The following is a 21564-nucleotide window of genomic DNA, read 5'->3' on the forward strand; positions in this document are numbered from 1 at the left end:
CGATGAACGCGGTACCGGCCACCGCACTCGACCCGGCACCCGGCCTCGCACCCGATCCGGCACCCGGCCTCCCTCTCGACCCGGCACCCGGCCGCGCTCTCACCGCCGCGCGCGGCCGGAAATGGGGCGGCGTGGCGACGGGAGCGATGGGTAACCTCGACCTATGAGAATCGGGATCATCGGAGCGACCGGACAGGTCGGCGGGGTCATGCGGCAGATCCTCGCCGATCGCGAGTTCCCCGCCGACGAGCTGCGGCTGTTCGCCTCGGCCCGCTCGGCAGGCCGGACGTTTCCGTGGCGGGGTACCGAGGTGACCGTCGAAGACGCGGCCACCGCCGACTACTCCGGGCTGGACATCGCGCTCTTCTCCGCCGGGAAGGGCACCGCCAAGGAGCTGGCTCCGCGCGTCGCCGCCGCGGGCGCGGTGGTCATCGACAACTCGTCGGCCTGGCGGATGGACCCGGACGTGCCGCTGGTGGTCTCGGAGGTCAACCCTGAGGCGGCGGACCGGCGACCCAAGGGGATCATCGCCAACCCGAACTGCACGACGATGGCGGCCATGCCGGTGCTGCGGCCGCTGCACGACGAGGCCGGGCTGGTGAGCCTGGTCGTCGCGACCTATCAGGCGGTGTCCGGCAGCGGACTGGCCGGCGTCGCCGAGCTCGACGAGCAGACGCGCAAGGTCGTCGAGGACGCGAGCGCGCTGACCTTCGGCGGGGCGGCCGTGTCGTTCCCCGCGCCGAGCGTCTACAGCCGCCCGATCGCGTTCAACGTGCTTCCGCTGGCCGGCTCCGTCGTCGATGACGGGAGCGACGAGACCGACGAGGAACAGAAGCTGCGCAACGAGAGCCGCAAGATCCTCGGGATACCCGGGCTCAAGGTCTCGGGCACCTGCGTGCGAGTCCCCGTCTTCACCGGCCACTCCCTGCAGATCAACGCGCGGTTCGCCCGGCCGATCAGCCCGCGCCGCGCGCACGAGATCCTCGGCACCGCACCCGGCGTCGTACTCTCCGACGTGCCGACCCCGCTGCAGGCGGCCGGGCAGGACCCCACGTACGTCGGCCGGATCCGCGCCGACGAGACCGTCGAGCACGGGCTCGCGCTGTTCTGCTCCAGCGACAACCTCCGCAAGGGCGCGGCGCTCAACGCCGTACAGATCGCGGAGCTGATCGCGGCGCGCTGACGGGTCATCAAGTGCGTCGGCGAAACCGCACCTGACCCGCCCCGGCACCTCTCTGACGACGGCCGGACCGGCCCATGATCCGCGGACCGCGCCATGGCGGCGCGGCGCATGCCTGCCGCAAGCCTATTGACGCCCGGCATCACCTGACTGATGATCAGTTCTCCGCCGTAGGTCCGTCTCCGGCAGGCGCCGGGGCGAAGGGAGTGCCCGTGGCTCGTCCCCGCCGTCTGATAGCGCTCGTGACCGCCAGCGGGCTGGTGCTGACCGGTCTGGGAGCCGGCAGCGCCCAGGCCGCCACCGCCCGAGGCAAGGACCCCCGCATCACCAAGATCATCAACGGGATGACCCTCGAGGAGAAGGTCGGCCAGCTGTTCGTCACCTACGCCTACGGCGACCGGGCCGACACCACCGAGCCGGGTGACGTCGCGCTCAACCGCCGGTTCTACGGGGTCGACAACGCCGCGCAGCTCATCGACAAGTACCGGCTCGGCGGCATCATCTACTTCGCCTGGTCGAACAACACCAAGAACCCCCAGCAGATCGCCGGGCTGTCCAACGGCCTCCAGCGGGCGGCGATGCGCCAGCGCGCGAAGATCCCGCTGCTCGTCTCGACCGACCAGGAGGGCGGCAGCGTCGTCGCCCGGATCCTCGCCCCGGCCACGCAGCTGCCCGGCAACATGGCGCTCGGCGCCGGCCGCGACGTCGGCGACTCCTACCGGGCCGCGCAGGTGAGCGGCACCGAGTTGGGCGCCATGGGCGTCAACCAGGACTTCGCGCCGGTCGCCGACGTCAACGTCGACCCGGCCAATCCCGTCATCGGGGTCAGGTCCTTCAGCGCCGACCCGCAGGTGGCGGCCAAGCTGACCGGGGCGGCCGTACGCGGCTACCAGAACGCCGGCGTCAGCTCGACCGCCAAGCACTTCCCCGGCCACGGCGACACCGCGACCGACAGCCACACGGGCGTACCGAAGATCGACCACACCCGGGAGGAGTGGGAGCGGCTCGACATGCCGCCGTTCCAGTCCGCGATCAAGAGCGGGATCGATTCGATCATGACGGCGCACATCATCGTGCCCTCGCTCGACCCCGCTGAGGACCCCGCGACCCTCTCCCGGCCGATCCTGACCGGCATCCTGCGCGAGCGGCTGAAGTACGACGGCGTGGTCATCACCGACGCCCTGGGCATGCAGGGCGTCCGGGACAAGTACGGCGACGAGCGCGTGCCCGTACTCGCCCTCAAGGCCGGGGTCGACCAGCTGCTCAAGTCGCCGGACGGCGCCTTCGACCTGCAGTACAACGCCGTGCTCAACGCCGTGCGCAGCGGTGAGCTGACCGAGAAGCGCATCGAGGAGTCGGTCTACCGGATCCTGCGGCTCAAGCTGAAGCGCGGCCTGTTCGCCGATCCCTACGTCGACGAGACCAAGGTGCCCGAGGTGGTCGGCAACCCGCAGCACCTCGCCACCGCCCAGCGCATCACCGACGGCACCACCACGCTGATCAAGAACGACGCCGGGCTGCTCCCGCTGCCCAAGGACTCCCGCAAGGTGCTCGTCACCGGCTGGGGCGTCGCCACCACCCAGGGCCTCGCCGACGCGATCGCCAAGCGCGGCCCGCAGACCAGCGTGTACGAGACCGGCATCAGCCCCTCGCAGGCGACGATCGGCCAGGCGGTCGCGCGCGCCGGCGCGAACGACCTCACCGTCGTGGTCACCAACCGGGCCTGGGACATCGCCGAGAGCAAGCCGGGCGAACCGCACAACGGGCCGGGGCAGATGAACCTGACCAAGGCCCTCGTCGCCACCGGCAAGCCGGTCATCGTGATCGCCGCCCGCGACCCGTACGACATCGCCTACTTCACCGAGGCGTCGACCTTCCTCGCCACGTTCTCCTACACCGGGCACGCGCTGGAGTCGGTCACCCGCGTGCTGTACGGCGAGAACAGGCCGCAGGGCCGGCTGCCGGTCCGCATCCCGGTGGCCGGCGCGCCCGACCAGACGCTCTACCCGTACGGCCACGGCCTCGGCCTGCGCTGATCGCATCGCCGGCCCACCGCCCCGCGGACCGATGCCCCATGGCACGGCCCGCGGGGCGCCGCATAGGCTGCCCCTCTCAGAGCGCGATGCGGCACGGACGAGACGAAGCACGGGTGAGAGGGGCAACAAGCGATCATGGGCGATGAGCTACGGGAGACTCTCCGGCAGGTACTGCCGGGCGTCCGGGCCGACCTGGAAGCATTGATCCGGATCCCCTCGGTCAGCGCCGATCCGGCGGCCGCGGCTCAGGTGCGCCGGTCGGCCGAGGCGACGGCCGCGCTGTTCCGCGCGACCGGGGCACCGGAGGTCGAGATCCTCGACGAAATCGAGGGCGGTCAGCCCGCGGTGCTCGCCCGCTATCCCGCGCCGCCCGGCCGGCCGACCGTGCTGCTGTACGCGCACCACGACGTGCAGCCGACCGGCCGTCCGGCCGAGTGGACCAGCCCGCCGTTCGAGCCGGCCGAGCGCGACGGGCGGCTCTTCGGCCGCGGGTCGGCCGACGACAAGGCGGGGATCGCGGCGCACCTGGCGGCGCTGCGGGCCTTCGACGGGCGGCCGCCGGTCGGCGTGACGGTCTTCGTCGAGGGCGAGGAGGAGATCGGCTCCCCCACGCTCGGCGCGTTCATCGAGCGCTACCGGGACAAGCTCGCGGCCGACGTCATCGTGCTCGCCGACGGCGCGAACTTCACAGTGGGCACGCCCGCTCTCACCACGGTCCTGCGCGGCATGATCGAGTGCGTCGTCGAGGTACGGGCACTGGAGCACGGTGTGCACTCCGGCCTCTACGGCGGCGCCGTCCCCGACGCGCTGACCGCGCTGTGCCGGCTGCTGGCGACGCTGCACGACGACGAGGGCGACGTCGCCATCGACGGGCTCGTCACCGCCGAGCCGCCGGAGCTCGACTACCCCGAGCAGCGGTTCCGCGCCGAGGCGGCCATGCTCGACGGCGTACGGCTCATCGGCACCGGCACCGTGGCGGAACGGATCTGGGCCAAGCCGTCGGCATCGGTGCTGGCGCTCGACACCACCCGGGTGGCCGACGCGTCCAACACCCTCATCCCGGTGGCCACCGCCAAGATCGGCGTACGGATCGCACCGGGCCAGGACGCGGAGCAGGCGCTGGAGGCGCTGGAGCGGCACGTGCGCGAGCACGCGCCCTGGGGCGTCCAGGTCGACGTACGGGACGGCGAGGCGGCCCGGCCGGTCGCCATCGACGCCGACGGCCCGGCGTTCGACGCGGCGCGCGCCGCGTTCCGCGAGTCCTACGACAACGAGTCCGTGGACATCGGCATCGGCGGCACCATCCCGTTCATCGCTGAGTTCGCCGACGCGTTCCCGGACGCGGCCATCCTGGTCACGAGCGCCGGCGGAGATCCGGACAGCCGCGCGCACGGCCCGGACGAGAGCGTCGACCTCGGTGACTTCGAGAGCGCCTGCCTGGCCGAGACCCTCCTGCTGGCCAAGCTCGCAGGTCTGCCCCGCTGATCACCGGCCGGGCGTGGGGGTGGCGGACGGCGTGGGCCGGCTCGGCACGAGCAGGTCGAGATCGGCCCGGGTCACCCGGGCGGCGTCGGCGAGGCGGTCCCGGTCGACACCGGTGACGGCCAGCATCTCCAGAGCCTTGGTGAGCATCGTCGGGCGTTCGAGGGGACGCTCCGGGCCGGGCTCACGGCGCCGCCAGCCGCGGGTGCTCATGGCGCTCATCGCGTTGCGGTACGTCACCTCTTTCATCACCCGGAGGGTGCGGGCGCGGTAGAGCAGCGCCGCCATGCTGACCCCCCACTCGGTCTTGAGCTCGGCGAGGCGCGCCCAGTCGGCCGTCGCCGGGAGGGCGTCCGCGATGTCCTGCTCGGGCATCAGGAACTCGGCGGCGAACCGGTTGGCCTGGTCCTCGACGACCCGGCTGCCCGGCTCGGCGTCGGCGTGCATCACGAGATGACCGAGCTCGTGGGCCCCGTCGAACCGGTTGCGCCAGTAGTCGCCCTTCGCCGGGTTGAACATCACGAGCGGGCGGGGGTAGGCGGTGACGCTGAAGGCGTCGACCCGCTCGGTGGTGGGCGGCAACACGATCGCGACGATGCCGGCCGACTCGAGCAGCCGTACGACACTGCGCACGGGCCCGGGCCCCCCGACCAGGAGCTCGCGGGCCCGGCGGGCGGCCTCGACCGGCCCCGGGCCGGCGATCTCGTCCGGCGTGACCGGCCACTCCGGCACCATCACCGCCGGGAACTCCACGAACCCCTCGATCGCCGCGACGATGTCGGCGACGATCCGGCCGTAGGCGAGGGCCTGGTCGCGCTCGATCTGGGTGGTCGAGCGCAGTGAGCGGAAGTGCGCGTGCCCGGCGTCGAGCACCGAACCGTGGCCGGCCTGGAAGAACTCCACTGGTACCCCGAGCGACATCGCCAGCCGCGACAGGACCCGCTCCGACGGCCGGTGCACCCCGGACTCGTAATGACCGATCGCGGTCGGGGTGGTGTCGACCGCCGCGGCGAGCTGGTTCTTACGCAGGCCGCGCAGGCGCCGGGCCAGGGTCAGGCGTTCGGCCTCGAACAGCAGGCGCGCCTCGGCCAGCCTGCGGCCACCGGGCCGCCGGGCGGGCGGGCCGCCGCCCGGATCGTTCATCGAGCGGGTTCAGAGCTCGTCGTGCCTGTCGCGGTCCGGCCGGTCGCGGCCCGGAGCCGCAGAGGCACGTCGAGCTCGTCCTCGCTCCAGATCGGCATCGTCGGCTCGACGCGCGCCGGGCGCGGATCGGCGCCGAGCGCCTCGCGGGTCAGGGCGCGCCGCCACCACCACGGCGAACCGCCGTCGGCGTTGAAGCGCGGCCGGCCGAGGAAGAGCTCGAGTTCGAGGGGCTCCTCGCTGGCGCTGTGCGCGAGTACGAGTGTGATCGGCGCGGACGTCTCACCGGGCACCACCGGCACGTCATGGCCGCCGAGGTCGAGAGCGAGCTGTGGGTCGTCGGCGTAGTCCTGCTTGGACACGGCCTGCTTGGTCGGGCTGGCCTGGTCCCACCGGATGCCGTCGACGGAGCCGAAGTCATAGCGCTTGAGCAGGACGCGGTACGACCCGTACCGCCAGCCGGGCGAACCGTTGAGGTTGGCGCGCGCGACCGCGCCGAGGAGCGGGTCGTCGGTATCGGCCGGGCCGAAGGCGCCGAGCCGGAACACGCGGTCGAGCTGGGACTCGAGCACGTCGAACGAGGTGTAGCCGAAGGACCGGTCCTTGAAGCCCGCCGACCGGCTCAGCCGGGTGAACACGATCCTGGTCGCGGCCTCGTGGGCGTCACGCAGGGCGTGCAGGAAGCCCGGACCCACGAGAACATCCCACGCCTCTTGCCCCTCATGCATGTGCGGGACTCTAGCCGATCTCAGTAATCGACGCGTGAGAATCAAGTTCACCGGCGCGCCGGGCAGCGCTGCGCGGATGTTCCGTTCGTACCACCCGAACCGGATGTGACGGATCGGCGGAACACGTACGTTGAGACACTCGCGCACCAGACCTGGAGCCCCCATGACCGAAGCCCCCCGTTCCCCGCGCTCCGCCCGGCCGACCGTCGTGGTCGTCGGCGGCGGCTACGGCGGCATCAGCGTCGCCAAGTCGCTCGACGACGTCGCCGACGTCATCCTGGTCGAGCCCAAAGACGCCTTCGTGCACAACGTGGCCGCGCTGCGCGCGCTCGTCGAACCGGACTGGCTGTCGCGCATCTTCCTGCCGTACGACCGCTTGCTGGCCCACGGCCGGGTCGTACGGGACCGCGCCGTCATGGTCGGCGCCGGGCGGGTCGTGCTGGCATCGGGCGATGAGCTGGCCGCGGACTACATCGTGCTCGCCACCGGCTCGAGGTATCCGTTCCCGGCAAAGACCGAGCTCGACAGCGCGGACCAGACCCTGGAGCGGTACCAGTTGATCCACAAGGCGCTCGCCAACGCCGGCAGGGTGCTGCTGCTCGGCGCCGGGCCGGTGGGCCTGGAACTGGCCGGCGAGATCCTCGCGGTGTGGCCGGACAAGCACGTCACCATCGCGAACGGCTCGAGCGACATCCTGCCCGGCGGTTACAACCCCGATCTGAGGTCCGATCTGCGCCGCCAGCTCACCGACCTCGGCGTCGAGTTCGTGCTCGGCAGCCCCCTGCGCGGCACACCTCCGACGGCCCCCGGCGTGCTGGAGACCTTCAGCCTCACGACTGAGGCGGGCCGGAACCTCACGGCGGACGTGTGGTTCCGCTGCCACGGGATCAGCCCCGTCACCGACTACCTCGACGAGGAGCTCGCCGACGCGCTCACGTCCGGCGGGTACCTCGAAGTGACCTCCGACCTGCGCGTGTTCGACCAGGACACGGTGTTCGCCATCGGCGACATCGCCGCGATCGACGGCAACATGGCCGCGCTGGCCGGCGTCCAGGCCGAGATCGCCGCCGCCAACATCCGTACGCTCATCGAGGGTGACGGCGTGCTCACGGAGTACGAGCCGGCGATGCCCGGCATCATCGTGCCGCTCGGTCCGAACGGCGGCGCCGGGCAGTTCGCCGGTCAGCCCGGGATCGTCCCGCCCGAGGTGGTCTCGCAGGTGAAGGGCCAGATCATGTTCGTGGACCGCTACGCCGGGCTGCTCGGTGTCACGGTCCCCGGCGGCCCGGCGTACGGCGGATAGCGCGCGACCGGCGACCGGCGACCGTACCGTGCCCGGGTCAGCCCTCGATGAGCACCGGGGCCAGCCGGCGCAGGTGCTCCAGCACCTGCCGGCTGTCGTCTGCCAGCGGCTGAACGCACACGTGGTCGGCCCCGGCCGCGTAGTGCTCCCGGACACGGGCGGCGACCGTCTCCTCGTCGCCCCACACCACGATGGCGTCGACGACCGCGTCACTGCCGCCGGCGGCGAGGTCCTCCTCGTCCCAGCCGAGCTCACGCAGGTTGTTCAGATAGTTCGGCAGCGACAGGTAGAACGCCATGTAGCGACGCGCGATCTCACGTGCCCGCCCCGGGTCGGTCTCGAGCACGAGGGCCTGTTCGGGAGCCAGCACCGGCTTGTCCCCGAGGATGTCGCGGGCGCGGGAGGTGTGCAGGGGAGTGACGAAATACGTGTGCGCGCCCTCGGTGCGCTCGGCCGACAGCTCCAGCATCCTCGTCCGCAGCGCGGCGAGCATGCGCGGCGGCTGCTCGGGCAACGGGCCTGCGAACTCGGTGGCGTCCATGGCGTCGAGGTAGTTCCGCATCGCCTCGAGCGGATTGCGGTAGTCGTGGCCCCTCGGCTGCACGAGGGGAGCGTGGCTGACGCCCAGGCCGAACAGGAAGCGACCGTCGAACGCCTCGGCCAGGGTGTTCGCGCCGTTCGCCGCCGCGATCGCGTCGCGGGCCCAGATGTTGGCGATGCCGGTGGCCACCGTCAGCCGCCGGGTGCCCTGCAGCAGGATCGCGGAGTGGGTCAGCGCCTCTTTGCTGCTGGGGGCCTCACCGATCCAGAGTGTTCCGTAGCCCAGGCTCTCGATCTCGGCCGCGGCCTCCTGTTCGAAGGCGGCCGGCTCCGCGCCCAGCGTCGCGCTCCACACCCCGACCCGGGTCATCCGCCGCTTCAGTGCCGGGATATCGAAGATCCTCTCGGCCATCGCCGCCCACCCTTCAGTCACCGAACGTGCACAGATGATGACTCTAAGCGTTCGAGGTGATGGCGAGATCGCCGGGGGGGTACCGGCGGTGGCCGTCGAGCGGAATCGGGAGTGACGAAACGGGCACGGAGCGCCCGCGGCCACCGTACGAAACCATATGCTGACGGGATATGTCAGCACCAAGCGATTTCAGCCCGATCTTTCAGGCGTTCGCCGCCGACTGCACCGCAGCCGCCATTCAGCAGCAGGACCTCATCAACGAGTTCCTCGGCACGCACCACCGGAACCTCGACCTCAGCGCTCGCACGCTGACGGGCAACGGACTGGTCCTCGGCGGCGTGACGGGCCTGGGCAGTTTCTCGCACCTGAGCCAGACCTGGCTGTGGATGTGGGACAACCCCGCCTTCGACTGGGAGCATCCGGCGGTCGCGCCTGTGCGCATGATCTACCAGTTCGGTGAACGACAGGACATTCCCGAGTTGACCACGGGACATCTCGATCTGTCCGGCTTCGCCAACCCCCACGGCGCCGCAACGACCCTGGCCATCGCGTCGGCGTACGTCCTCGGCGGCCAGGGGATCTGGTCATGCCGGATCAACGAGGGCAAGGGTTCGACGTACGTCCACATCGACGACCCGCAGGTGCCGGTCGCGCAGTTCGAACCCGCCATCGCGCCGGACCTGCTGATGCGGGCGGCCCAGGTCTGGCCGAGCGAGCAGCGCGCCGTCGTGCGCGGCATGTTCCGGCATTTCAACATCCCGAGCAGGGAGGCGCCGGACCGGATCGCCGGACGGCATCCCGGCGGCGCAGTGCTGACCGCCAACTTCGATCCGGCCGGCAATATCACAGCGGTGTCCGGGGACAGCGCCGCCCGGCCGCGGGCCTGACGGCCGGCGGCCCCACCCCGACCGCCGACCGTCCCTGACCGGCGGCCCGCCCCGACCGCCGACCGGTCCTGACCGGCGGCCCGTCCTGGCCGCCGGCCCGTGCGAATGCCGGCCGACCCGTACGGACGTCGGCCGGCCCGCCGATCAGACCTGACCGGCCTTCTCCAGCGCGGAGCAGCAGGTGTCGACGATCAAGCGCGCGACCACGTAGGGGTCGCAGTTGGCGTTGGGGCGCCGGTCCTCGATGTAGCCCTTCCTGTCCGCCTCGACCTGCCACGGGATGCGCACCGAGGCACCGCGGTCGGACACTCCGTAGCTGAACTTGCTCCACGGGGCGGTCTCGTGCAGCCCGGTGAGCCGGTGCTCGATGTCGGCGCCGTAGCCCTTGACGTGCTCCTGCGCTTGCTCGCCGAGCGCCTCACAGGCGGTGATGATCGGCTCGTAGCCCTCACGCATCGCCTTGGTGGAGAAGTTGGTGTGCGCTCCGGCGCCGTTCCAGTCGCCCTTCACCGGCTTGGGGTCCAGCGTCGCGCCGACGCCGAAGTCCTCCGCGATGCGGTAGAGCAGCCAGCGCGCGACCCACAGGTGGTCGGCGACCTCCAGCGGCCCGGCCGGGCCGACCTGGAACTCCCACTGACCGGGCATGACCTCGGCGTTGATGCCGGAGATCGCCAGACCCGCGGTGAGGCAGGCGTCGAGATGCGCCTCGACGATCTCGCGTCCGAAGACCTCGTCGTTGCCCACGCCGCAGTAGTAGAAGCCCTGCGGAGCCGGGAAGCCGCCGGCCGGGAAGCCGAGCGGGCGGCCCTCCTCGAAGAAGGTGTACTCCTGCTCGATGCCGAACCACGAGTCCTGCGCGGCGAACCGCTCGGCGACGGGGCTGAGCATCGCCCGGGTGTTGGACGGGTGCGGCTCCATCTCGGTGGTCAGCACTTCGCACAGCACGAGCCGGTCATCGCCGCCCCGTACCGGGTCGGGACACGAGAAGACCGGCTTGAGCACACAGTCCGAGGCGCCCCCCGGAGCCTGATTCGTGCTGGAACCGTCGAAACCCCACAGCGGAAGCTCCGCGCCGTCCGGAAGAATCTTGGTCTTCGACCGGAGCCGCGCGGTGGGCTCGGTGCCGTCGATCCAGATGTACTCGGCCTTGTAGGACAACGTCGGTCCCCTCGTCGCAGGTAGATGGGAGGTTTCGGACATTGCGAGGTTGACAATCGGGCATTTCGGACCTGTTGCCGTTATGTGAACGCGATGTAAACCGCCGCGTGAGACGCACCACATCCGCAGGTGACACCCCCCACGCGACCATTAACCAGGGCGAAACGTCCCACTCCTCAGGCATCCTGGAGCCCATGGATCCTGAACTGACGCTGATGGCCGTTCACGCCCACCCCGACGATGAAGTACTGGGAACCGGTGGGCTGTTCGCCCGCTGCACGGACGAAGGGATCCGCACCGTACTCGTCACATGCACCAACGGCGAACAGGGCGACGGCCCGGGCGGGGTCAAGCCGGGCGCGCCCGGGCACGACGAGGCCCAGGTGAGCGCCCTGCGTCTCGACGAGCTCCGCGAATCCGTCGCCCATCTGGGCATCACCGACCTCGAACTTCTCGGCTACCACGACTCCGGCATGGCCGGATGGGCGGGCAACGAGAGCCCGGACGCCTTCTGGAACGTCCCGTTCGACCAGGCCGTCTCGCGACTCGCCGCGCTCATGGAGCGCTACCGGCCCCAGGTCGTCGTCACGTACGACGAGAACGGCAACTACGGTCACCCTGATCACATCCAGGCCCACCGGATCGCCGTCGCCGCGGCCGAGGCCACCGGGATCCCGCGCAAGCTCTACCACACGGCCGTCCCACGCCGGGCGATGCGTGAGCTGTTCGAGTACCTGCAGAGCATCGGCGCCGATCTCGGCGACATCTCCGAGCTGCCCGAGGATTTCGGCACCCCGGACGAATTGATCACCACGGTCGTGGACGTGTCCGCCTACACCGAGCGCAAGCGCAAGGCGCTGGAGGCGCACGCCAGCCAGGGAGACAACATCTTCTTCCTGCGGATGCCCGACGAGGCCCTGCGCCGCGCGTTCGGTCGCGAGGCCTTCGTCCGCGCCTTCAGCCATGTCCCGGTTCCGGATCACGAGGACGACGTCTTCGCCGGCCTCCGCTGACCGGCCCCGGAGCGGCCGGTGCACCGGCCGGAACGGCGGGAGGACGGACCGGCGGACGGACGGGAGGACGGACCGGCGGGCGGGCGGCCGGAAAACCGGGTCGCGGGACGGTGGCGGGCCTGCCTACCGTTCAGCCATGGCACTTCTCCTTTCGGTGAACATCGGCAGGCCGCGCTCGAACCCCTGGAAGCGCGTCGGCACGACCGGCATCGACAAGCGCCCGGTCGAGGGCCCGGTGGCGGTGAGCGCGCCGGGTCCGAAGGGCACCGGCGCGGTGGGCCTCGCGGGCGACCGGGTCCATGACGTCAAGCACCACGGCGGCGACGACCAGGCCGTCTACGCCTACGCCCGCGAAGATCTGGACGCCTGGGCGGCCGAGCTCGGGCGGGACCTGCCGGACGGCGTCTTCGGCGAGAACCTGACCACGTCGGGCCTCGACGTGAACGGCGCGTTGATCGGCGAACGCTGGCGCGTCGGCGCACAGGTGGTCCTCGAGGTGGCGGACCCGCGCATCCCGTGCGGAACCTTCCAGGGCTGGATGGAAGAGACCGGATGGATCAAGCGGTTCACCCGGCGCGCTGTGCCGGGCGCCTATCTGCGGGTCATCGAACCCGGCGACATCCAGGCCGGTGACGAGATCACGGTGACCGGCCGCCCGAACCACGACGTCACCGTCTCGCTCGTGTTCCGGGCGCTCACCCTCGAACCCGAACTGCTGCCCAGGCTGCCGGCGGCCGACGCCCTGACCGAAGAGGTGAAGCAGATCGTCCGCAAGCGCGCGACCTGATCACTGCCGCTGCCGCCGGCCGGGGCCCGTTCGCCCGGCCGGGGCCGTCTCCCGGGAGGGGCCCGTTCGCCCCGGCAGGGGCTCGCCCGCGGGCAGAGCCACCGCCGCGTTCAGCGCGGGGTGCGCAGTCCCGAGATCACCATGTGGATGAGCAGCTCATAGCTCTCGTCGAGCTTCTCGGGGAGGCCGAAGCCCCCGGCGGCCTCCAGGACCGCGAAGCCGTGCGCTGCCGAGCGCAGGCTCCGGGCGGCGTGGATCGCCTCGCCGCCCTCCAGCCCGTACGCCCGCAGCGCGGCGAGCATGATGTCGACCAGCCGCTGCCCGGCCTCGATCCGCCGCCGCCCGGATTCGACCACGCCGGGGTCGGCCTCCTGCATCATGGCCGAATAGCGGCCGGGATGATCCACGACGTAGGAGCGGTAGGCCTTCATCAGGGCACGCAGCGCGTCGTCGCCGGACCGGCCGAGCACGGCCTCGCCGGCCCGGTCGGAGATCTCGTCCATGATCCGTATCGACACCAGCGCCCGCAGCTCGGTCAGGTTGCGCACGTGCTTGTAGAGCGAGGGAGTCGCCACGCCCGCGCGGCCCGCCACCGCGGCGAGGGTCAGTGCCCCGGCACCGCCCTCGTCGACGAGGTCGAGGGCTACGTCGACGACGGCGTCGGGCGACAGCCCGGCTCTAGGCAACGGCGTTCTCCTCGAGAAAGGGCAGGGCGGCGTCGGCGACCTGGCCGGGGAACTGGGCGTGCGGGTAGTGGCCCCCGCCCTCGATCATCGCGATCGTACCGACCCCGGCGGGCATGGCCGCTGCGATGGCCTCGGCCTCGGCACGCGGGTCGGGGAAGTCGGGGTCGAGCGTGCCCATGACCACCAGGGCCGGGCACCGGACGCCGGGGAGCCGGGCCTCCGCGTCGGCTGCGGACGACATCCCCATCGCGGCGGCGGCCGCCATCCGGCCCGGCTCGCGCAGATTGGCCTTGAGCGCCCGTACGTAGTCGTCGAAGTCGGCGGGCCGCACCCCCGGGTAGGCGAGGCGAAGGTAACGGCCCCAGAGGGCGGTGTTGCGCAGGAGCAGAGCACCGGCGATCAGCGTCATTCCCCGGACGAACCGCAGCGTGAGGTCGCGCGGCTTGAGCTTGGCCTTGCGGGTGCCGGGGTCGACCATGACGATGGCGCTGACCAGGGCCGGCTCCGCGGCCGCCGCGATCACCGCGGAACCGCCGCTGAACGAGGCGCCGATGATGACCGCCGGGCCGCCCAGGTGGCGGATCAGTGCGAGCAGGTCGCCCGCGGTGTCGGCACGGGAGTGGGAGCTCCAGCCGGTGCTCGACTCGCCGTGGCCGCGAAGATCAACCGTGGCGACCCGGTGGCCGGCCTCGACGAGCTTCGGCGCGAGGAAGCGGAACGCCCCGCGAACGTCCGCCAGCCCCGGTGCCAGCACGACCAGCGACCCTTCGCCGGTGACGTCGTAGGCGATCCGACCGCCCTCGATGTCCAGGAACTCGGTCATCGCAACCTCCATAGCCGCAAAGTTCAGCCTGATAGCTGAAAAGCTAATGGAGTTAGCCGACCTCCGTCAAGGGGCGATGAGGTCCCGAGGTCAGCCGTCGAAGCTCGCGAAGTACGAGGCCGCCATGTCCTCGTCCGCGTGGCCCTGCGCCGCCGCCCGGCGGAAGCGCTCGGCCCCCGCGGCGGCCACGTCCATCCGGACGCCCGCCCGCTCGCCCGCGGCGACGATCAGACGGGCGTCCTTCTCGGCCGTGCCCGTCGCGAAGCTCGGGGTGAGGTCGCCGCCGAGGATCGCGGCCGCCTTCACCCGCAGATAGCCGTTGTCCAGCGGCCCGCCGGCGATGATGCCCAGGAAGTCCTGCGGATCCACGTCTAGGCCCTTGGCGAGCGCCAGCGCCTCGGCGGTGCCGTTCGTGATCGCGAGCACCCAGCTGTTGGCGACGAGCTTGAGGCGGGTCGCGCCGCCGGTCGCGCCGTCGTCACCGGCCCAGATCGTACGGCTGCCGACCGCGTCGAAGACGGGGGCGAGAGCGGCACGCGCCTCGTCCGGGCCGGCGGCGAGCACCAGCAACTGCCCGTTCTCCGCGGGCTGCCGGGTGCCGAGCACGGGCGCGTCGACGAAGATCAGCCCATGATCACGGGCGAGGCCCGCGAGTTCCGGCAGGGCGTCGAGGCCGACGGTGGAGCACTGCGCCCACACGGCGCCCCGGCGCAGCGCGGGGGCCGCCCGCCGCATCACCTCATCGACCGAGGGGCCGTCGTGCAGCATCGTCAGCACGACGTCGGCACCGTCCACGGCCTCCGCCGGCGTGTCCGCGACCCGCGCTCCGTCGTCCGCGATCGGCTCGGCCTTGTCCTTGGTGCGGTTCCAGACTCGGACGTCGTGACCTGCCCGGGCGAGGTTGCGTGCCATCGCCGCGCCCATGATGCCGGTACCGAGGACCGCCACCGAGATCTTGTCGGTCATGAACGGATCTCTCCCTGCTGCGTCGGGGACTTTCACAGTGAAGCACCAGCTGACCGAGGCCGTTCCGCCGCCCCGCCGGGCCACGCCCCCGTGGACCTTGACATGATCATCCGATGTCGCACCTCGGACTCGTGACCATCGTCGTGCGCGACTACGACGAGGCCATCTCGTTCTACGTCGGCGCCCTCGACTTCGAACTGCGCGAGGACACCCGGCTGGACGAGCGCAAGCGCTGGGTCGTCGTCGCCCCGCGCGGTGCGCGCGAGACCGGGGTGCTGCTCGCCCGGGCGGCGAACGCCCGCCAGAAGGCTCGGGTGGGCGAGCAGACCGGCGGCCGGGTCGGCCTGTTCCTCTACACCGAGGACTTCGACTACGACTACACGCGCATGACGGCGAGGGGGGTCACGTTCCTGGAGGCCCCGCGTGAGGAGCGCTACGGAAAGGTCGCCGTGTTCGAGGATCTGTACGGCAACCGCTGGGACCTCATCCAGCCCTATCACGACGTCGTACGGAGCTGAGCCGGGGCAGAGCCCGTCGGCCCGCCCCAGCCGATGGATCAGACGCTGACGATCATCTTGCCGGTGTTGCCCCCGCGCAACATCGTCAGGAAGGCGTCGACGATGTCGGTGATCCCGTCGACGACGGTCTGGTCCACGACCACCCGCCCGCTCCGCAGGTGCGGCGCGAGGAACTCCTCGAGTTCGGGTTGCAGGTGCCGGTGGTCGCGAACGAGGAAGCCCTCCAGGCGCAACTGTTTGCCGACGACGTCGAACAGATTGCGAGGCGCGGCCGGGGCCGTCACGGCGTTGTACTGCGCCACCGCACCGCACCAGGCGATCCGGCCATGGTCGCGCATCGCGGTGATCGCCGCCTCCAGATGGTCGCCGCCGACGTTGTCGAAGTACACGTCGAGCCCGTCGGGAGCCTCGGCGGTGAGCCGGGCGGCCAGGTCACCGGCGGTGTAGTCGACGGCCGCGTCGAAGCCCAGGGTGTTGACCAGATGCTCGGCCTTGGCCGCCGACCCGGTGCTGCCGATCACCCGGCGGGCCCCGAGCAGGCGGGCGATCTGGCCGGCCGCGCTGCCGACCCCTCCCGCGGCGGCCGAGATGAACACCGTCTCGTCCGGCCGCAGCCGTGCGATCTTTGTGAGCCCGACGTACGCGGACAGGCCGGTACCGCCGAGCACGCCGAGGTACGCCGTGATCGGGACGCCCGGCGGCTCGGGAAGGACGCGGGCCTCGTCCGGCGTGATGATCGCGTGGCTGCGCCAGCCCTGCCGGTGGAAGACCAGGTCTCCCGCCGTCAGGCCGGAGGCCCGGGAGTCGACCACGCGGCCGATCGAGCGGCCCTCCATGGGGACGCCGAGTTCACGGTCGTCCATCGCCTCCCGCATGTAGGGATCAACCGAGAGGTACATGTTCTCCACCAGGGCCTCGCCCGCCCCCGGTGTGGGGGTGGGGACCTCGGTGTAGGCGAACTGGTCGGCGGTCGGCCAGCCATGGGGCCGAGCGATTTGATGCACGATGACGGACATGACCTGATCCAACCCGACGTCCGTCGTGCTCCGCCCACCGGCCCTTAGAGATCCGCGCCGATCCTCCCGGCGAGTTCAGGGGCGAGGGGATAGACGAGTTCGCGGGGCAGCAGTTCCTTGGCCTTGGCGGTGGCACCTTCGTGGGCCAGCCCATGGATCTTGCGAACGAGCGGGGTGAGGTCCTCGATGCCGGTGATCCAGTCGTCGGCGTACCGGTCGATGACGTGGCGGCTGAGCCCGACCTGAATGCTCCGGGCCTCAAGCGACCCCCCGCGCAGCATCCGTTCCGGGTCCCACTGCACGCGCACCCGAGCCCGCGCGAACGCGGCCCGCCACTCCTCGGTGCCGCGGTAGACCCGCCGGTCGGCGTGCGTGAGAACGGCCTGCGAGAGCGCCTCCTCCCAGCCCTCGCGAGTGATGCGGACCGCCAGGATCATCTCCTGTCCCGGCTTGCGGGCCCAGTTGCTGCGCTCCATCAGCCAGAGGAACGACGGCTTGATCCAGGTCATCCGGGCCCGGGAGAAGGGCGGAACGAACCGCCCGTGCTCGAGCGCCGGCCGGGCGATCTCAGGTCGGTAGGCCTGATAGACCACGATGGACTCCCGGTCGTAGTCGGCCCTGATCTCGTGCGTCCGCATGGGCGTCACGATGTCGGCCCCGAGCGGCCGGATCAACCGGATTTTCCCGCCCCCGGTCACCGGCTCGCTCGCGGTCGACCGCCGGCCCCCGGCCCCCGGCCGGGACTCATCTCCGGCGGCCGACCGCGAGAGGGGTCATGCCCTCGGAACCACCAGGCAGATGACCCTGCGGTCGCCGAGCCGCCAGCTGGCCTCCGTGGGGCGGATGTACTGGATCCCGGACTGCTTGTCGGCCTGCTCACCCGACTTCTCGTACCGCTTGACGCAGGTGTCGCCGGCCTTGTCGTCGGCCACCTTCTCACCGGGCCACGAGCCCTGGGTGAGCTGGAAGATCGCGAAGACCTTGCCGCTGCCCGGCTGACCGCACGGCTGCGCCCGGACGTCGGAGACCTCCGCCGCGTTGATCTGCGCCACGCAGTCGCCGACCTTGAGCTTGTCCGGCGCCGCCTGCGCCGGCTTGGTGATCTGCCCCTGCGCGTCCCGCTCCGGCTCCGGCGACGAGGCCGCCATGGCGCCGATGACGCCGAGGCCGACCGCCCACGCGGCCGACAGCGTCAGCCCCGCGATGACCAGGCCCTTGCCCTTCTGTCCCCGCCGTGCGGTGCGTGAGAGCGCGAGAACGCCGATCACCAGGTTCATCGGGATCGTGATCACCAGAAAGCCCGCGATCCCGAGAACGAGCGACGCGACGGCCATCCCGCTAGTGGTGCGAGCAGGTGGCCCCCCGGCCGGTCCGGTGGGAGCCGGACCGGGTGCCGTGGGTGCGGCGTAGCCGCTGGAATCGTTGATCGACATAGTGGAACTGCACCTTCCTATCGTCACCGGCGGTTCGGCTTGAGGGCCTCCGGTCCCGCCGGCGTTCAGCCGTTTCAGGTCTCTCCGCGCCGGGCATGCGGAGGCTCAGCGAACTCGGCCAGGTGATCGCCTTGGGACGAGCACCCTGACCGCTACCGCCCGGCGCCGGTGGAAAGCCTCACTTCCCCGCCTGCCGGATCGCTGCCGTGTCCGTGCCGCTGAGTGCGATTCGGCTGCCGCAGTGACGTCAGCCCTGCTCACATGGGCTCGGGAGCCGCGCAACCGTTCCCCGGGGTCACGTCGAAATGGGCGGCAGAGGCGGCATCGGACGAAGTCGCCCACGCTCGTCCACAGCCTGTGGACAACATGTTTTCGCCCGAGATTGATGATCTTGGCGGCCTAGTCGAGGCGATCCCGAAGAGCGCGGTGGGCAAGATCCTGCGCCGTGCCCTCCGCGATCCGCTCTGGGCCGGCGTCGATCGCGGCCGATGAGCCGGCTCCTGAGCACTCCCACTCGTACGCGGCGTTCCAGCAGGTCAGCTGGCTCTCCGGCAGGAGCCCGCGTTTCCTAATATTTCGCGCGGGTTCCCCCACGCCGCGAATTCCGGGCATGTACGGGGGGAATCATCGTCAGTGCACGAGGCAATCGCCGTGCCCGAGAGAGGGGAGCGTTCCCGACCTCGGCCGAGCACACTGCGGCACCCTTCACACAGAGGAACCGACGTGAGCGCCAACGCACGGACGACCACGACCACGACACCGAAGCGTGCGGAGAGCGCCTCGGCGTCACCCATCGCGACGAAGGCCGTCCTGGCCTTCGGGGGCGCCGTCACGGCCCTCGCCATCGCCGCCTGTGGCGGGGCGGAGGGCGCGCCTCCGGCACGCAATGTCGCCGCCGGCGCTCCGCAGGTCACCGCATCGGTGCCTACGGGAACGGCGGCCAAGCTCCCCGTGACCGAGGCCTTACGCAAGCAACTCGCCGACGCCTACTTCGCCAGCCAGAAGCACGCCTTCCCAAAGGGACGCCGCGAGAGGGTCATCGGCCCGACCAACATCAGTTACGGCATCGTCTGGGGCTTCGACAGGGTGCCCAAGACCTACTACGCGGTCGGCAGCACGGGCTTCACCAACTACAACATCAGCCGCCAGGGCGGCCCCCATGTCTGGCGCAAAGAAGGCGACGCCGACTGGACCTACCTGGGCGACACGGGACTCACGCCCTGCACCAAGGTTCCCCGCGAGCTCTACACCCTCTGGGGCTTCGATGCGAAATACGGCAGCTACAGCCAGTGCTCTCGGAGGTCATGAGATCGCGCCGGCCGTGGTGGCGGGCACGATGCGGTAGTCGCGCTGGAAGACCAGATTGTGCAGGTCGGCGGCCGCGATGCTCCTGAGCGTCGGCAGTTCGGCCGCGGCATCGCGCTGGTCGAACACGTTGAGGGGCCAGTTGCCGACGGTGCCGCCGCACAGGTGCGGGTGGTGGAAGGCATGGCCGTAGAACGCCTTGATGGTCACCGGGTCGATCCGGGCGTCCCGCTGCTGCGCCCAGGTCACGGTCCACGCCACCTCGAGCCCTCCGTCCGGTCCGCGTACGACCCCGGTGCCCTCCACGGTTCCGGTGTCGAGCAGCAGGGTGCGGTTCAGCTCGGCGAGGGCCTGCCGCACGTACGGGTCGAGGTACCCGACGGCCCTGGCGAACACGGCCTCCTTGCCCTGCAGTGTGGTCTCACCGCCGTGGATCCCGTCGCGCAGATCGGCGAAGTGCCGGACCAGGGCCCGCAGGTGCGGCGGAGCGGGCGCTGATGACTGCGGCCCGGCGTGGAGGGGGTCTATGACACAGAAGCGATTCCCCTCGGTGTCGGCCAGCACCACGAAGTCCGGGTCCTCGGGGTAGAGGTCCCAGTCGACCCGTTCGGCGCCGATGGACACCAACCGGTCCACCTCGGCCGCCTGATCAACCGCGTCGGCGGCGTTCAGATCGATGTGGACGCGTGGATGATCCTGCGCGGGGGTCTCGCTGAGATCGAGGGCCAGCGCTGGACCGACGCCGTCACCGGGCACGAGAACGGCCCAGTCGTCGCGCACCGCCCCGCGAGGAACGTATCCGAGCGCCCGGCTCCAGAACTCCACCGCGCGCCGCACGTCCGCCGCCCCCAGCACGATCGTCTCGAGGTTCAGCATGCCTCGATCCTCTCAGGCGCGGCGGTCCGCGGCCCAACGCTCCGACCGGCCCGGGGTGGTCGGACGCCGAGGTGGGCGGGTATCGACCTGTCATGGGGGCGTGGGGCAAGAGAGATGACATGGTGGTCCACCGGGCCGAGCCGTACAACGCCGAGCCGGCGCTCTGGGCGCTGGCCGACCGGCCGCTCACCCCGCTCGACGCCTTCTACTGCCGTAACCACGGGCCCGTTCCCGACGTCGATCCTGAGTCGTGGCGCCTGACGGTCGACGGGCTGGTGGAGCGCTCGCTGACGCTGTCACTGGACGATCTGCGGGCCGGCTTCGCCGAGCACAGCCTGGTCGCGACCCTGCAGTGCGCGGGCAACCGCCGGGCCGGGTTCATGGCGGTCCGCGACATTCCCGGCGAGGACCCATGGGGCCCCGGCGCCACCTCGACCGCCCGCTGGAGCGGTGCTCTGCTGGCCGATGTCCTCGCCCGCGCCGGGCAGCGCCCGGAGGCCGCGCACATCGCGTTCGCCGCCCCCGACGTCTCCGAGTTGGCCGACCCGCCGCAGTCCTACGGGAGCTCCATCCCGGCCGGAACGGCCATGACGGGACAGGTGCTCCTGGCCTGGGCCATGAACGACCGGCCGCTGCCCCGGGTGCACGGCGCTCCGGTGCGCGTGGTCGTCCCCGGCTGGATCGGCGCTCGCAGCGTCAAATGGCTCGAACGGGTCACCGCGCGGCGAGAGCCGTCCGACAACTACTTCCAGGCCACCGCCTACCGTGTCCTGCCGCCCCAGACCGATCCCGCACTGGCCGGTGAGGGCATCTCGCTCGGTCCTGTCCTGCTCAACACCGCCATCCTGCGGCCGGCCGACGGCGCGCGGCTGACGCCGGGGCCCGTGCAGGTCGCCGGTTACGCCTTCGCCGGAGAGGAGCGCACGGTCGCGCGCGTCGACGTGTCCCTCGACGACGGGAGCAGCTGGACCCAGGCCGAGCTCGGCGAGCAGGCCGGCCCGTGGGTCTGGCGGCTCTGGCGTACGACCGTGGAACTGGGCGAGGGCGACATCATCATCACGGCGCGCGCGTGGGACAGCGCCGGTGCCACCCAGCCGGAATCCGCCCGCCACCTGTGGAATCCGAAGGGCTACGCCAACAACTCGTGGTGCCGGGTCCGCGTCACCTGCCGCTCCTGACCCTCAGTCCGCCTGAGCCGTGTTCGCCCCCATGCCCGGATGGCACCCGTCTTCTGATGTCGTCGTGGTCGGTTCAGCCGAGCATGCTGCCGATCGG

23 protein-coding genes are annotated in these 21564 nt (G+C 71.2%); 12 read left to right on the top strand and 11 right to left on the bottom strand.

Translation table 11 applies throughout. The features are described from left to right. Nucleotides 1-2 precede the first annotated feature (2 nt). From HKK74_RS23940 to HKK74_RS23955, 4 genes are all read left to right on the top strand, one after another. Nucleotides 3-167 (top strand): hypothetical protein, encoded by a 165-nt coding sequence (locus HKK74_RS23940; RefSeq protein WP_187245570.1) that lies wholly within the window; start codon nt 3-5, stop codon nt 165-167. Next, on the top strand, nt 164-1183 hold the full coding sequence (locus HKK74_RS23945) for an aspartate-semialdehyde dehydrogenase (protein ID WP_187245571.1): 1020 nt from the start codon (nt 164-166) through the stop codon (nt 1181-1183). Before HKK74_RS23940 ends, HKK74_RS23945 begins: the two co-directional genes overlap by 4 nt. Before the next feature lie 209 nt (nt 1184-1392). Further along, entirely contained in the window at nt 1393-3216 is a 1824-nt protein-coding gene (locus HKK74_RS23950; protein ID WP_312881707.1) for a glycoside hydrolase family 3 protein, read from the top strand. 135 nt (nt 3217-3351) lie between these two features. Then, on the top strand, nt 3352-4701 hold the full coding sequence (locus tag HKK74_RS23955; protein WP_187245573.1) for a dipeptidase: 1350 nt from the start codon (nt 3352-3354) through the stop codon (nt 4699-4701). Here the strand turns inward: HKK74_RS23955 and HKK74_RS23960 are convergent, their stop codons facing one another. Both HKK74_RS23960 and HKK74_RS23965 read right to left on the bottom strand, forming a co-directional pair. Then, complete coding sequence (locus HKK74_RS23960) at nt 4702-5841, bottom strand: XRE family transcriptional regulator (RefSeq protein WP_187245574.1); 1140 nt, start codon at nt 5839-5841, stop codon at nt 4702-4704. It lies immediately after the preceding gene. After that, nucleotides 5838-6566 carry a hypothetical protein gene (locus HKK74_RS23965; RefSeq protein ID WP_187245575.1) on the bottom strand — a complete coding sequence of 243 codons (729 nt, stop codon included), beginning with the start codon at nt 6564-6566 and terminating at the stop codon, nt 5838-5840. Before HKK74_RS23965 ends, HKK74_RS23960 begins: the two co-directional genes overlap by 4 nt. Before the next feature lie 163 nt (nt 6567-6729). Here HKK74_RS23965 and HKK74_RS23970 point away from each other — a divergent pair, with 163 nt between their 5' ends. Continuing rightward, on the top strand, nt 6730-7869 hold the full coding sequence (locus HKK74_RS23970; RefSeq protein ID WP_187245576.1) for an FAD-dependent oxidoreductase: 1140 nt from the start codon (nt 6730-6732) through the stop codon (nt 7867-7869). A 37-nt stretch (nt 7870-7906) separates the two neighbouring features. On the opposite strand, the gene HKK74_RS23975 is transcribed toward HKK74_RS23970, so the two are convergent. Continuing rightward, nucleotides 7907-8821, bottom strand: a complete 915-nt coding sequence (locus tag HKK74_RS23975; RefSeq protein ID WP_187245577.1) for a TIGR03620 family F420-dependent LLM class oxidoreductase — start codon at nt 8819-8821, stop codon at nt 7907-7909. Nucleotides 8822-8991: 170 nt separating this feature from the next. Here HKK74_RS23975 and HKK74_RS23980 point away from each other — a divergent pair, with 170 nt between their 5' ends. Then, nucleotides 8992-9708, top strand: coding sequence for a DUF6882 domain-containing protein (locus HKK74_RS23980; RefSeq protein WP_187245578.1), 717 nt, complete (start codon nt 8992-8994; stop codon nt 9706-9708). Between the two features lie 144 nt (nt 9709-9852). On the opposite strand, the gene glnII is transcribed toward HKK74_RS23980, so the two are convergent. Continuing rightward, nucleotides 9853-10866: a glutamine synthetase gene (gene glnII / locus HKK74_RS23985; RefSeq protein WP_187245579.1), complete on the bottom strand. Its 1014-nt coding sequence runs from the start codon at nt 10864-10866 to the stop codon at nt 9853-9855. A gap of 194 nt (nt 10867-11060) precedes the next feature. On the opposite strand from glnII, the gene HKK74_RS23990 reads away from it, so the two are divergent. Then, nucleotides 11061-11879, top strand: coding sequence for a PIG-L family deacetylase (locus HKK74_RS23990; protein WP_187245580.1), 819 nt, complete (start codon nt 11061-11063; stop codon nt 11877-11879). Between the two features lie 136 nt (nt 11880-12015). Beyond that, nucleotides 12016-12666, top strand: coding sequence for an MOSC domain-containing protein (locus tag HKK74_RS23995; RefSeq protein ID WP_187245581.1), 651 nt, complete (start codon nt 12016-12018; stop codon nt 12664-12666). Between the two features lie 110 nt (nt 12667-12776). Here HKK74_RS23995 and HKK74_RS24000 read toward each other — a convergent pair whose 3' ends face one another. The 3 genes from HKK74_RS24000 to HKK74_RS24010 form a co-directional block, all read right to left on the bottom strand. Beyond that, the gene (locus HKK74_RS24000) at nt 12777-13352 is read right to left on the bottom strand and encodes a TetR/AcrR family transcriptional regulator (protein WP_187245582.1); all 576 of its coding nucleotides are present in this window, start codon (nt 13350-13352) and stop codon (nt 12777-12779) included. Further along, complete coding sequence (locus tag HKK74_RS24005; RefSeq protein WP_187245583.1) at nt 13345-14175, bottom strand: alpha/beta fold hydrolase; 831 nt, start codon at nt 14173-14175, stop codon at nt 13345-13347. Before HKK74_RS24005 ends, HKK74_RS24000 begins: the two co-directional genes overlap by 8 nt. Before the next feature lie 90 nt (nt 14176-14265). After that, nucleotides 14266-15141 (bottom strand): NAD(P)-dependent oxidoreductase, encoded by an 876-nt coding sequence (locus HKK74_RS24010; protein ID WP_187245584.1) that lies wholly within the window; start codon nt 15139-15141, stop codon nt 14266-14268. A 113-nt stretch (nt 15142-15254) separates the two neighbouring features. Between HKK74_RS24010 and HKK74_RS24015 the strand changes: the two genes are divergently transcribed. Then, a complete protein-coding gene (locus HKK74_RS24015) occupies nt 15255-15659 on the top strand; it encodes a VOC family protein (RefSeq protein ID WP_187245585.1) in 405 nt (134 codons plus the stop codon). 38 nt (nt 15660-15697) lie between these two features. On the opposite strand, the gene HKK74_RS24020 is transcribed toward HKK74_RS24015, so the two are convergent. The 3 genes from HKK74_RS24020 to HKK74_RS24030 all read right to left on the bottom strand — a co-directional run bounded on the left by HKK74_RS24020 (nt 15698) and on the right by HKK74_RS24030 (nt 18009). Continuing rightward, nucleotides 15698-16675: an NADP-dependent oxidoreductase gene (locus HKK74_RS24020; protein WP_187245586.1), complete on the bottom strand. Its 978-nt coding sequence runs from the start codon at nt 16673-16675 to the stop codon at nt 15698-15700. 44 nt (nt 16676-16719) lie between these two features. After that, nucleotides 16720-17313, bottom strand: coding sequence for a DUF4291 domain-containing protein (locus HKK74_RS24025; protein ID WP_187245587.1), 594 nt, complete (start codon nt 17311-17313; stop codon nt 16720-16722). Between the two features lie 135 nt (nt 17314-17448). Then, nucleotides 17449-18009: a DUF4190 domain-containing protein gene (locus HKK74_RS24030; RefSeq protein WP_187245588.1), complete on the bottom strand. Its 561-nt coding sequence runs from the start codon at nt 18007-18009 to the stop codon at nt 17449-17451. Between the two features lie 360 nt (nt 18010-18369). On the opposite strand from HKK74_RS24030, the gene HKK74_RS24035 reads away from it, so the two are divergent. Together HKK74_RS24035 and HKK74_RS24040 are read left to right on the top strand one after the other, a co-directional pair. Next, the gene (locus HKK74_RS24035) at nt 18370-18600 is read left to right on the top strand and encodes a hypothetical protein (RefSeq protein WP_187245589.1); all 231 of its coding nucleotides are present in this window, start codon (nt 18370-18372) and stop codon (nt 18598-18600) included. 231 nt (nt 18601-18831) lie between these two features. Continuing rightward, on the top strand, nt 18832-19416 hold the full coding sequence (locus HKK74_RS24040) for a hypothetical protein (protein WP_187245590.1): 585 nt from the start codon (nt 18832-18834) through the stop codon (nt 19414-19416). Here HKK74_RS24040 and HKK74_RS40185 read toward each other — a convergent pair. After that, nucleotides 19411-20289 (bottom strand): VOC family protein, encoded by an 879-nt coding sequence (locus HKK74_RS40185; RefSeq protein WP_187245591.1) that lies wholly within the window; start codon nt 20287-20289, stop codon nt 19411-19413. The two genes, HKK74_RS24040 and HKK74_RS40185, sit on opposite strands and share 6 nt — an antisense overlap. 92 nt (nt 20290-20381) lie before the next feature. Between HKK74_RS40185 and HKK74_RS24050 the strand changes: the two genes are divergently transcribed. Next, nucleotides 20382-21467: a sulfite oxidase gene (locus HKK74_RS24050; RefSeq protein ID WP_187245592.1), complete on the top strand. Its 1086-nt coding sequence runs from the start codon at nt 20382-20384 to the stop codon at nt 21465-21467. Nucleotides 21468-21564 lie beyond the last annotated feature (97 nt).

The organism is Actinomadura alba, assembly GCF_014323705.1.
Classification (GTDB): Bacteria; Actinomycetota; Actinomycetes; order Streptosporangiales; family Streptosporangiaceae; genus Actinomadura_C; species Actinomadura_C alba.

Bases quoted from the DNA above. Each gene is read 5' to 3' on its own strand.
- HKK74_RS24050 (WP_187245592.1), top strand. From the start codon at position 20,382: ATGGGGGCGTGGGGCAAGAGAGATGACATGGTGGTCCACCGGGCCGAG.
- HKK74_RS24015 (WP_187245585.1), top strand. From the start codon at position 15,255: ATGTCGCACCTCGGACTCGTGACCATCGTCGTGCGCGACTACGACGAG.
- HKK74_RS23990 (WP_187245580.1), top strand. From the start codon at position 11,061: ATGGATCCTGAACTGACGCTGATGGCCGTTCACGCCCACCCCGACGAT.
- HKK74_RS24005 (WP_187245583.1), bottom strand. From the start codon at position 14,175: ATGACCGAGTTCCTGGACATCGAGGGCGGTCGGATCGCCTACGACGTC.
- HKK74_RS24025 (WP_187245587.1), bottom strand. From the start codon at position 17,313: ATGCGGACGCACGAGATCAGGGCCGACTACGACCGGGAGTCCATCGTG.
- HKK74_RS24010 (WP_187245584.1), bottom strand. From the start codon at position 15,141: ATGACCGACAAGATCTCGGTGGCGGTCCTCGGTACCGGCATCATGGGC.
- HKK74_RS23975 (WP_187245577.1), bottom strand. From the start codon at position 8,821: ATGGCCGAGAGGATCTTCGATATCCCGGCACTGAAGCGGCGGATGACC.
- HKK74_RS23995 (WP_187245581.1), top strand. From the start codon at position 12,016: ATGGCACTTCTCCTTTCGGTGAACATCGGCAGGCCGCGCTCGAACCCC.
- HKK74_RS23980 (WP_187245578.1), top strand. From the start codon at position 8,992: ATGTCAGCACCAAGCGATTTCAGCCCGATCTTTCAGGCGTTCGCCGCC.
- HKK74_RS23965 (WP_187245575.1), bottom strand. From the start codon at position 6,566: ATGCATGAGGGGCAAGAGGCGTGGGATGTTCTCGTGGGTCCGGGCTTC.
- HKK74_RS23940 (WP_187245570.1), top strand. From the start codon at position 3: ATGAACGCGGTACCGGCCACCGCACTCGACCCGGCACCCGGCCTCGCA.
- HKK74_RS23945 (WP_187245571.1), top strand. From the start codon at position 164: ATGAGAATCGGGATCATCGGAGCGACCGGACAGGTCGGCGGGGTCATG.
- HKK74_RS23955 (WP_187245573.1), top strand. From the start codon at position 3,352: ATGGGCGATGAGCTACGGGAGACTCTCCGGCAGGTACTGCCGGGCGTC.
- HKK74_RS23960 (WP_187245574.1), bottom strand. From the start codon at position 5,841: ATGAACGATCCGGGCGGCGGCCCGCCCGCCCGGCGGCCCGGTGGCCGC.
- HKK74_RS24020 (WP_187245586.1), bottom strand. From the start codon at position 16,675: ATGTCCGTCATCGTGCATCAAATCGCTCGGCCCCATGGCTGGCCGACC.
- HKK74_RS24035 (WP_187245589.1), top strand. From the start codon at position 18,370: ATGGGCTCGGGAGCCGCGCAACCGTTCCCCGGGGTCACGTCGAAATGG.
- HKK74_RS23970 (WP_187245576.1), top strand. From the start codon at position 6,730: ATGACCGAAGCCCCCCGTTCCCCGCGCTCCGCCCGGCCGACCGTCGTG.
- HKK74_RS40185 (WP_187245591.1), bottom strand. From the start codon at position 20,289: ATGCTGAACCTCGAGACGATCGTGCTGGGGGCGGCGGACGTGCGGCGC.
- HKK74_RS24030 (WP_187245588.1), bottom strand. From the start codon at position 18,009: ATGGCCGTCGCGTCGCTCGTTCTCGGGATCGCGGGCTTTCTGGTGATC.